The organism is Coleofasciculus sp. E1-EBD-02 (assembly GCF_040218245.1).
In the GTDB taxonomy this organism is placed as follows: Bacteria; Cyanobacteriota; Cyanobacteriia; order Cyanobacteriales; family Coleofasciculaceae; genus Coleofasciculus.
This window is the reverse complement of the sequence record NZ_JAVJQN010000240.1, coordinates 19,786-30,402: the sequence shown is the minus strand read 5'-3', so window position 1 is coordinate 30,402 and position 10,617 is coordinate 19,786. Positions and strand designations below refer to the sequence as shown.

The window sequence follows — 10,617 nt, the reverse complement described above, 5'->3', positions numbered from 1 at the left end:
CCGGAGACGAGGGATTCCTAAACCTCACGATTTAGGTTTCTGCTTCTTTCCCCTTCGACTAGCGAGAGAGGTTTTTCGCAACTGCCCTTTGGACTTATGCCCATCAGGTCTTATGTTCGCTCCACAGACTATCACCGCAAGCCCTGCGGCTAGAATATTATTGGCGGCATTAATGTCTCGGTCATGGTGAGTTCCGCATTCCGGGCAATCCCACTCTCTGACATCAAGCGGCAATTTATCAACGACGTGACCGCAATGTCCACAGCGCTTAGAGCTGGGAAACCATCGGTCAATCTTAACCAGCAATCGACCGTACCACTGGCACTTGTATTCCAACTGTCTAACCAGTTCGCTCCAGCTTGCGTCAGCAATTGCTTGAGCTAACTTGTGGTTTTTCATCATATTCTTCACGGCTAAATCTTCGACAACAATCGTTTGATTTTCACGTACCAGTCGAGTCGTTAGCTTGTGAAGAAAGTCTTTGCGGGCGTCGGCAATTTGAGCATGGATTCGAGCAACCTGCTGCCGAGCCTTTTCCCTATTATTTGAACCTTTAACCTTGCCAGACAATGCCTTTTGAGCTTGTCTCAACTTGCGTTTCAGCCGCTTAAAGTGCTTTGGATTAGCAATCTTTTCCCCATCACTGGTTGCAATTAAGGAGGTAACGCCTGCATCAATCCCAATAGCTTTATCAAGTTTAGGAAGCGATTTGACCGTATAATCCTCAACCAACACAGAGACAAACCATCGCCCAGAAGCATCCAACCTTACTGTAACCGTAGAGGGTTCACAGTTTTCTGGAAGGGTACGACTCCAGCGAATTGACAGAGGTTCACAACATTTTGCCAACCACAATTGCCCATCCTTCCACTTAAAGGCAGAACGAGTAAACTCAGCACTACCACCATTCCGCAACTTTAAGAAGTTGGGGTATTTAGCACGACCTGCCCAGAAATTGGTAAACGCTTTTTGCAAGTTTCTCAATCCTTGCTGCAATGGTACACAACTCACGTCATTAAGAAATTGCAAGTCTTCTTGCTTTTTCCAATCTGTCAGCATGGCGGATGTCTGCTTGTAGTCAATCCGCTCCTGTCTTTCGTACCAACCTTCAGTTCGGGTATGCAACGCCAAGTTGTAAACCAGACGAACGCAACCCAACGTGCGGCGCAAGAGTTGTTCTTGTTCCGGCGTTGGGTAAAAACGGTATCGGTAGGCGCGTTGAGTCATAGCTCACATCCTACCGCATCTCCTGTAAAAGTGCCAGCTTGACTTGAAAACGCGGCTTTCGAAGCATCGCTGAAAGCGAGGGTCGGAAAGCCGCGAAGATAGATGAGGGAGATGGGGAAGATGGGGGAGATGGGGGAGATGGAGGAGATGGGGTAGATTATGTAGGGGCGGGTTTCACTACTATCGTTTGAAATGGTGCGTTACGCTACGCTAACGCACCCTACACCCGCCCCGACCTAACCGTTCAATTATCACAAATGACGTAGCTTGCTGTTCAAGGGCAGCGAGTTCTTCACCGTTCACGTTAGTTTAATTGTTGTGTAATATTCTTGTATAATATTCATCCACACGCCAAGTAACAATTCGTTTTAGTCTTAACTATGACAGTTGCTCCTCATAAAGCTGAATCAGCCCAATCAACGAATCCCCTATCTGAACCAGAACTTGAATCGGAATTTAACTGGAGAAATTGTTGGTATCCTATCTGTTTCCGTCAAGATTTTCCCAAAGATCGCCCCTATAGTTTTTCGTTGTATGATGAACCGTTCGTTATATTCCAACACCAAGAGGAATTAATTTGTTTAACCGATCGCTGTCCTCATCGTGCGGCTAAATTATCCGATGGGCAGATCATCGACGGTAAACTAGAGTGCTTGTACCACGGATGGCAATTTGGTCATGAGGGTGAATGTTTACATATTCCCCAGTTATCGGCTGATGGGACAATACCTGTGAATGCTAACGTGCGATCGCATAAAGTTGTCGAACGCCAAGGACTGATTTGGATTTGGCCCGGTGCGGCTGAGTTGGCGGATGAACAAACTATTCCCACTATCCCTCAATTAGACAAACCCGGATTTGTCCATTCTGATAAACTCACAGAAGTGCCTTGTGATATCAGCTATGTGCTTGAACACATGTTAGATCCAGCTCATATTCATATTACCCATCATGGGAATCAGGGCGATCGCGCCAAAGCTCAACCCTTGGAAATGGAAATCCTTGAGAGTTCCGTGAACGGGTTTCGGGGTCAGTCGAGGAATACAAGAGAACCAAACTCAACCTGGATTAAGTTTGATTTTATTGCTCCGAGTTTAGCTCATTTTTACTTTTATATTCCTGATAAAGGCTGGTTCTTTGGGCAGGCATTTTACGTATTCCCCTTGAGCAAAGGAAGATGTCGAATTTTATCACGAACCTATCGCAATTTTGTGACTCAACCCGTGAAGCTGATGCCCAGATGGTGGACTCATCTAAAACAGAATAAAATTCTGGCTCAGGATATTTCCATACTGTTAGGACAACAAAATGAAGTTGAACGGTTAGGACAATCAGTGAAACAGGTTTATTCCCCTATTCCAACCTGTGACACGTTTGCCATGGAATATCGTAAATGGCTGGATCGGGTTGGGGCGTCTTTGCCCTATTATCGCGGGTATTTAACCTCGAAAGGCATGGACAATAAACCTGAAGCTCAGTTGAATACAATGTCAGTGAAGCCGTTATTTTTGCATACTGAACTTTGTCACTCTTGTAACCGAGCCTATCAGATCTCGCAGCGGGTGGAACAATTGGGTGTATGCGTGGCGATTGTTTTAGCAGGGTTGGCAATTTTGACGGATGGTTCGGGGATGCAAATGGGAGCCGTGTTGTTGGCAGTTGCAGCGTTAATTGTTACCCTTGGGGCTAATCAACTTAAACATCGCTTTGAAATGTATTCAGACTCTCATTGAATCAGGGAACTTAGAGGATTACAGGTAAAATTACTTTAAAGGTAGAACCCACATTAATCTGAGAGTCAACCTCTATTTCCCCTTGCAAAAGTTGCACCAACCGCCCCACAATTGCCAGCCCCAATCCGGTACTATCGGGTAAGCGTTTAGTACGAGAACCACCGCGAAAATAAGGGTCAAAAATTTTAGCTTGGTCTTCTGGGGCGATACCAATCCCGGTATCGGTAATCGCGATCACAAAATGATTAAATTGCTCATTTTGATTATTACACTCAACCTGGCAGGTGATGGTAATGCTTCCCGTTTCCGTGTAACGAATGGCATTACTGACCAAATTGGTGATAATCTGTTCGAGTCGCAAGGGATCAGTCGTAACTTGCTTCGGCGCTAGTTCGTAATCTACCGTTATTGTTAGGTCTTTTTCACTGGCTGAGGGCGTTAACGTATCGACCACATTGCCGATCAACGCGCAGACATCAATGACCTCTGGCTGCAATGTTACCTGTCCCGCCTCATGACGAGAGACTTCTAAAGCATCGTTGATCAGGTGTAAAAGTTGTCGCCCATTTCTGAGTACCCGCTCAATGTGATCCAGACTGACAAATGTGTCTTGGGTATTGTGTTGACGTAGAAATAGATCAGACGATATTAGAATTGACTGTAGCGGATTTTTCAAATCATGGGCTAAATGGGCTAAATTATCTCGATGAGTGTCTACTAAGCGGGTGAGTTCGTGATTGGTGAGGTTGACTTGACTTTGCAATTTTTCTAACTCCTGCAATCGTTCTTCTGTATAACTGTTGAAACAACGACCAATCACTTCATCCAGTGCCATATCAATGATCCGGGTAGCTTGCAAAACTTGAGCGCTTGAGCCTTGCAAGAGAGCCGGTTCTAAATGAGCAAAGATAATTTGGCGCAGAATCCGGTACTCTCGTGCTACTTCTGTGGGATCATAGCCTTGTTTGGCTCGGATTACCCCATGCTCTAGACTTTTCTCGATAATTGTTTGATGTGCGCCATTTTCACAGTCAGAAAGGATTTTGGCGATGGCTCGCAGCACCGAGGGTAAACCATCGAGTACCGCCTTATAGGTGAGTTCACAGGTACTCTCCAGTTCCCCATCTTGGCGAACCGCTTCCACCCAGTTGTTGACGATTGAGTCCAGTTTATTCAGTAATTCTTGACTAAAATCCATGGTTGAGCCGGATCATTGGAGATTGCCAAAGGTAAGCAGAATGCAATCTAGTATAGGTCTAAATTTCTAACTTTGGGGGGTTGCGCTTATATCCTTAAGATTTTATAAAGATTAATAATTGATGATTGAAATGTGATAATAGAAATCCCTCGCGGAGTTATTGGTGATGAAATTTAAGGTTATTGGAGAACTGTTCAAGGAAACGATTCAAGAATGGCAAGAGGATAAAGCGTCACGGTTAGCCGCCGCCTTAGCCTATTACACGGTGTTCTCCCTGGCACCGTTGTTGATTATCGCGATCGCGATCGCGGGTTCCATTTTTGGTCCGGAAGCCGCACGAGGGGAGATTGTCGAGCAAATTCAAGGGCTAGTTGGCACTGAGGGGGCTAAGGTGATTGAAACGGCGATTCAAAATGCGAATCGACCAAATGTTAGCAGTATTGCCTCAATTATCAGTATTGTCGTGCTGCTGTTTGGTGCATCGGGAGTCTTCGCCCAACTGCAAGATGCTTTGAATACCGTTTGGGGAGTACAACCGAAACCTGGACGCCCGGTTAAAGGTTTTTTACAGAAACGGTTATTGTCTTTTTCGGTTGTGCTAGGGATTGGCTTTTTACTCTTAGTGTCTCTGATTGTCAGTGCAGCGTTATCGGCGTTGAGTAATTACGCCAGTGATCTACTTTTGGGAGTAGGATTCCTTTGGTCGCTTTTAAATTGGGTGCTTTCCCTGGGTGTCATTACGCTACTATTTGCGATGATGTACAAGTTTCTCCCGGATGTGAAAATTAGCTGGAGTGATGTCTGGATTGGGGCGATTATCACTGCCATACTTTTTACAATTGGTAAGTCTTTAATTGGCATGTATTTAGGGCGAGGAAGTTTTGCCTCAACTTATGGCGCGGCGGGGTCATTAGTGATTTTTCTGGCTTGGGTTTACTATTCCGCCCAAATTCTGTTTATCGGCGCAGAATTTACCCAAGTTTATGCCAGTAAGTTTGGCTCAAACATTGTTCCTGATAAACATGCGATCCAACTGACTGAAGCAGATCGGGCAAAGCAAGGAATTGCTCATACCGAAGCCCTCAAAAAAGCTGCCGGAGATTCAGAGGATTCGGAAAAATCACCGAAGGAAAAACAGTCAGGTAATGTAGGGGCTAAAGCGTTGAAAACCTACCATGATGCCGCCAGAAAAATGGGGTTAGACAAAAAACAAAAGTAGGATTAAACTTGAAGATGAGATCCCCAACTTGTTCAAGAAGTCGGGGATCTGAAGGAGGCGCTATAATTAAGACCAAGACTTGACTCAAAAAATAGCGCAACTGCATCAAATGAATCAGGGATTCAATCACGCCAATCGAGACCAAGCCGTATTAATTGCCCAACTCCAAGAGAGTGAACATCGCCTCAAACAGCTTCTTGATGCTGTACCTGTGGGTATTTTTGTGTCAGAAGCGGATGGGAAACCTGACTATGTAAATCAAATCGGTAAGCAAATTTTGGGTCAAGGGGTGGTTGAGCCAGTGACGGCGGATCACTTCATTGAAACCTATCGGATTTATCAGGCGGGAACTGATGAATTTTATCCCCGGAATCGCCATCCCCTATTGCAAGCGTTACAAGGGAAACGGGTGCGGGTTGATGATATGGAAATCCGTCACCGCGATCGCACAATTTCCGTAGAAGCCTGGGGCGCCCCTATCTATGATTGTCAGGGAACTCTGACTCATGCGATCGCGGCGTTTGTTGATGTCAGTGAACGTCAGCAGCCTGAACAAATTTCAGCCGATTATTATCATAAATTAGAGCAACAGGTGGCGGAACAAACCGAAGAATTACGCCATAGCCAAGCCCGAAATCAGGCGCTATTGGCGGCGATTCCGGATATGATTTTCTGTTCCCAGGCGGATGGTACGTTTATCGATTTTAAACCCGCACCTACTATCCCGATATTAATCCCAGCCCAGGATTTTTTAGGCAAAAAACCGGAAGATGTTTTCCCTCCAGACTTAGCCCAGAAAATTAAGGCGGCTTATCAGGAAAGCTTGGTATCCGGTGAGGTGCAACAACTCGACTATCAACTCCAGATCGAGAATCAATGGCGGGATTATGAAGTCCGTATTGTTCCCTGTAGTAACCAGGAGATCCTTTCCATCGTCCGTGATATTAGCGATCGCAAGCAAGCCGAAGCCCAAATTGCCTTTCAAGCCTCTCTACTGAATCAAGTTTGTAATGCTGTGATTGCTACCGATTTAGCCGGAACCATTATCTATACCAATCAATTTGCTCAGCATTTATATCAACTCAATCCAGAAACCATACTCGGTCAATCAATCCTTGATGTTACCGTACTCCCCCAAGATAAAGCCCTAGCGCAGGAAATTTTAGCGGGTGTACAAGAAAACGGCTATTGGGAGGGGGAATTTACTGTTCAACGCCAAGATGGTAGCACGTTTCCAGTTTATGCCACGAATACCCTAATTCGAGATCACCAAGGAAATCCCATCGGCTATGTGGGTGTGAGTATTGATATTAGCGCTCAAAAACAAGCGGAAGAACAACTGCGCCAAAGTAAACATTTTATCGAACAAATTGCGGCGGCTTCACCCTATTGCTTATATATTTATGATCTGATTGAAAATCGCAATATCTACAGCAACCAAGAAATAACCACAATTCTGGGTTATACACCCGAACAAATTCAAGCCATGGGTGAAAATTTTATCTCCGGCTTGTTGCACCCCGATGACTTCCCTATCGTCTCAGAACAGTTGCAAAAGCTGACGACGGCGGCGGATGGAGAAATTTTAGAGATAGAGTACCGGATGCAGGATGCCCAAGGGAAATGGCATACCTTATTTGGTCGAGAAACGGTATTCGCCCGAACTGCAGATGGCAGCGTTAAGCAGGTGATTGGTACGGCAATTGATATCAGCGATCGCAAGCAAGCAGAAGTTGAATTACGCAACAGCGAACAACTGTATCGTACCATGGCAAAACATTTTCCCAATGGGGCAATTTTCTTGTTTGATCAGGATTTGCGTTATTTGGTGGCGGATGGTCAATGTTTAGGTAATTCAGGTTCAGGATATAGTCGGAATGTCTTAGAAGGAAAAACAATTTGGGAGGCTTTATCGGAACCAGAATGTGCGCTGGTTGAACCGCTGTATCGTGATGCTTTGGCGGGGATAGAACAAACCCTGGAAATACCCTATCGTAATTGCATTCATCTGGTGCAAACTCGGGCAGTGCCAAATGATACGGGCGAAATTATGGCGGGTATGGTTGTCGTTCAGGATATCACCGAACGCAAGCAAGCCGAGGAATCCCTGAGAGAACGAGAAACCTTTTTACGGAGTATCTATGACGGGATTGAAGCGGCTGTTTCTATCGTGGATGTTCTCGAAGATGGCGAATTCCGTTATGTTAGTATTAATCCCACCCATGAACGGATGTCAGGTCTTCTCGCCTCAGAAATAAGCGGTAAGACTCCCCAAGAAATGTTCACTCCAGAAACGGCACAGGCGGTGTCTCAACGGTATCATGCCTGTGTTGCAGCAGGGGAACGCATGAGTTATGAAGAATGCCTACAGATTCAGGGACAAGAAACCTGGTGGATTACTAATTTAACCCCTCTGCGGGATAGCAACTCGCGAATTTATAGACTGATTGGCACTAGCTTTAATATTAGCGATCGCAAACAGGTTGAGAAAACCTTACAGTTGCAAGCCGCCGCCATGTCAGCCGCTACCGATGGGATTGCAATTTTGAATCAGCGGGGAGAGTATGTCTCTCTTAACCAGGCGCACGCCCAAATCTTTGGTTATGAGAGTGCTGCCCAACTCCTAGGTAAAAATTGGCAGACGCTGTACGAGGTTAGCGAATATCAACGGCTGCTGGAAGAGTATGTACCCTTATTATTACAGCAAGGATATTGTCGTACCGAAGCCCAAGGTTTACGCTGTGACGGTAGCACATTTCCCCATGAAGTCTCGGTCACATTATTACCGGGAGGCGAAAGAATTTGCATTATTCGCGACATTAGCGAACGCAAACAAGCCGAAGCTGCACTACGAGAGAGTCAGAATTTTGTTCAACGGATTGCTGAAGCCTCTCCCAACCTTTTATATATTTTTGACCTGAATGAACAACGCAATATCTACGCCAACCGGGAAATGGCAGCGTTTCTGGGCTATAGCCCAGAACAAATTCACACCATGGGTGAAAACCTGCTACCCAGCCTTATCCACCCAGAAGATTTAACCCGATTACCCGCCTATTTTCAACAAGTCCAAAATGCGGCAGATGGAGAAATCTTTGAAATCGAGTATCGGGTAAGAGATGCCAATGGAGAATGGCACACACTTTTGGGTCGAGAAACCCCCTTTGCTAGAACCCCTGACGGTATAGTGACTCAGCTTTTGGGAACCGCCACAGACATCACCGAACGCCAACAAATGGAAGCCGCCTTACAAGAGAGTGAACAGCGCTATGAGTTAGCGACTCGTGCGGCAAAGGTGGGGGTTTGGGAATGGAATCTAGAGACGAATGAATTTTATATTGACCCCACAATTAAGGCAATTCTCGGTTACACGGAGACAGGAATTGCTAATAATTTCAACCATTGGATCACCTCGATTCATCCCGATGATCAGTCCACATTCCTAACCGCAACCCAGGCACATTTAGCCGGAGAAACCTCAGAGTACCGAGTGGAACATCGGATGATGCACAAAGACGGTTCAATTCGTTGGATTGTCGTCCGGGGACAAGCCATCCGCGATGTCCAAGGGAAAGGTATCCGTATGATTGGCACGAATACCGATATTACCGAACGCAAGTTAGCTGAAATCGCCTTACAAGAGGCAAAAGAAGCTGCCGATGCCGCGAATCGGGCAAAAAGCACATTCCTGGCAAATATGAGTCATGAATTGCGAAGTCCTCTCAACGCGATTCTGGGATTTGCTCAACTGATGAGTAATAGTGTCACTCTTCCCCAGCAATACCAAAACAACCTACGGATTATTCACAATAGTGGAAACCATTTATTGACGCTAATTAACCAAGTTTTAGATTTATCTAAAATTGAGGCAGGACGTATTACGTTGAATGAAACTACGTTTAACCTGCATCATCTTTTGCGTGAAGTTGAAGATATGTTTCGACTCAAGGTAAATGAGAAAGGCTTACAATTACGGTTTAACGGCGCGGCTGATGTTCCCCCCACGATACAAACCGATGAAATTAAGTTACGCCAAGTCTTAATTAACCTGATGAGTAATGCTGTTAAATTTACGTCAGCCGGGAGTGTGGTTGTAACTGTTACTCAACAACGGATAAATGACGACGGACGAATAACGCTTCATTTTGAAATTAAAGATACCGGATGCGGTATTGCGGCGGATGAATTAGAGAGTATCTTTGAAGCGTTTGTGCAAAGCCAAAGCGGAGTTCAATCCCAGAGTGGAACGGGTTTAGGATTGCCGATTACGCGCAAGTTTATCCAACTTATGGGCGGGGAAATCACAGTTAACAGTCAAGTTATGCAGGGGACAACCTTTAGGTTTAACATTCAGGCAAAGGAAACCGATATTATTTCTAGTACACCCCAAAAGTCGTCCTGTCGCGTCATTGCCCTTGCCCCCAATCAACCCCACTATCGAATTTTGATTGTGGATGATCAAGTGGAAAACCGTCAACTATTAATCCAATTGCTGAATCCCTTGGGTTTTGAACTCCAAGAGGCGAGTAATGGTGAAGAGGCGATTGAGATTTGGCATAGTTGGCACCCTGATTTAATTTTAATGGATTTGCGGATGCCGGGAATGGATGGCTACGCTGTTACCCAACATATTCGACAGTGTAGAGACGTTGCATGCAACGTCTCTACATCACCCATAATCATTGCCCTAAGTGCTAGTGTAATAGAAGAAGAACGGTTAAAAGCCTTAGAGGTGGGTTGCGCGGATTTCATTGCCAAACCGTTTCACGAATCTGATTTGTTTGCAGCCATAAACCAACATCTGGGAATCAGCTTTATCTATGATGAACCAGAGGAAACGTCTATGCCAACGGAGACAGTTGTCTTAACATCGGATGATTTGGCTATGTTGCCTACTGATTGGTTAGCCTCGTTGCACCAAGCTACCCTTGAGGGGGATTTTGAGGAGATGTTAAGCTTGATTAATAAAATCCAGGATCAGGATAAAACCTTAGCCAAGACTCTAACCTACTTGGCTCATGATTTTCAGTTTGAACGATTACTCGATATTACCGAACCTTGGGTAAGTAAGGAGTCTGAATTATGAAATGATAACGAAATGTGAAACTCTGCTCTCGTCTAAATCAGTCGTGAACAACTCCCAACCTAATACCTTGACTGAGTGACACGTTATATAGTTAGTCTAAGTAGGTCGGTGGAAATAAACCGAACTATCTTAAGTTCTGTGAATGTTCCTCAAA

The 10,617-nt window shown here is 45.2% G+C and carries 5 protein-coding genes; 3 read left to right on the top strand and 2 right to left on the bottom strand.

All coding sequences use genetic code 11. The annotated features are described in order from the left end of the window. Nucleotides 1–24: 24 nt before the first annotated feature. On the bottom strand, nt 25–1,227 hold the full coding sequence (locus RIC07_RS35490; protein WP_446398610.1) for an RNA-guided endonuclease InsQ/TnpB family protein: 1,203 nt from the start codon (nt 1,225–1,227) through the stop codon (nt 25–27). A 380-nt stretch (nt 1,228–1,607) separates the two neighbouring features. On the opposite strand from RIC07_RS35490, the gene RIC07_RS35485 reads away from it, so the two are divergent. Beyond that, nucleotides 1,608–2,960, top strand: coding sequence for an aromatic ring-hydroxylating dioxygenase subunit alpha (locus RIC07_RS35485; protein ID WP_446398609.1), 1,353 nt, complete (start codon nt 1,608–1,610; stop codon nt 2,958–2,960). A 10-nt stretch (nt 2,961–2,970) separates the two neighbouring features. Here the strand turns inward: RIC07_RS35485 and RIC07_RS35480 are convergent, their stop codons facing one another. Then, entirely contained in the window at nt 2,971–4,158 is a 1,188-nt protein-coding gene (locus tag RIC07_RS35480; RefSeq protein ID WP_446398608.1) for a sensor histidine kinase, read from the bottom strand. 166 nt (nt 4,159–4,324) lie between these two features. On the opposite strand from RIC07_RS35480, the gene RIC07_RS35475 reads away from it, so the two are divergent. Both RIC07_RS35475 and RIC07_RS35470 read left to right on the top strand, forming a co-directional pair. Beyond that, the gene (locus tag RIC07_RS35475; RefSeq protein WP_446398607.1) at nt 4,325–5,377 is read left to right on the top strand and encodes a YihY/virulence factor BrkB family protein; all 1,053 of its coding nucleotides are present in this window, start codon (nt 4,325–4,327) and stop codon (nt 5,375–5,377) included. 79 nt (nt 5,378–5,456) lie between these two features. Continuing rightward, on the top strand, nt 5,457–10,463 hold the full coding sequence (locus RIC07_RS35470; protein ID WP_446398606.1) for a PAS domain S-box protein: 5,007 nt from the start codon (nt 5,457–5,459) through the stop codon (nt 10,461–10,463). The last annotated feature ends 154 nt before the right edge of the window (nt 10,464–10,617 follow it).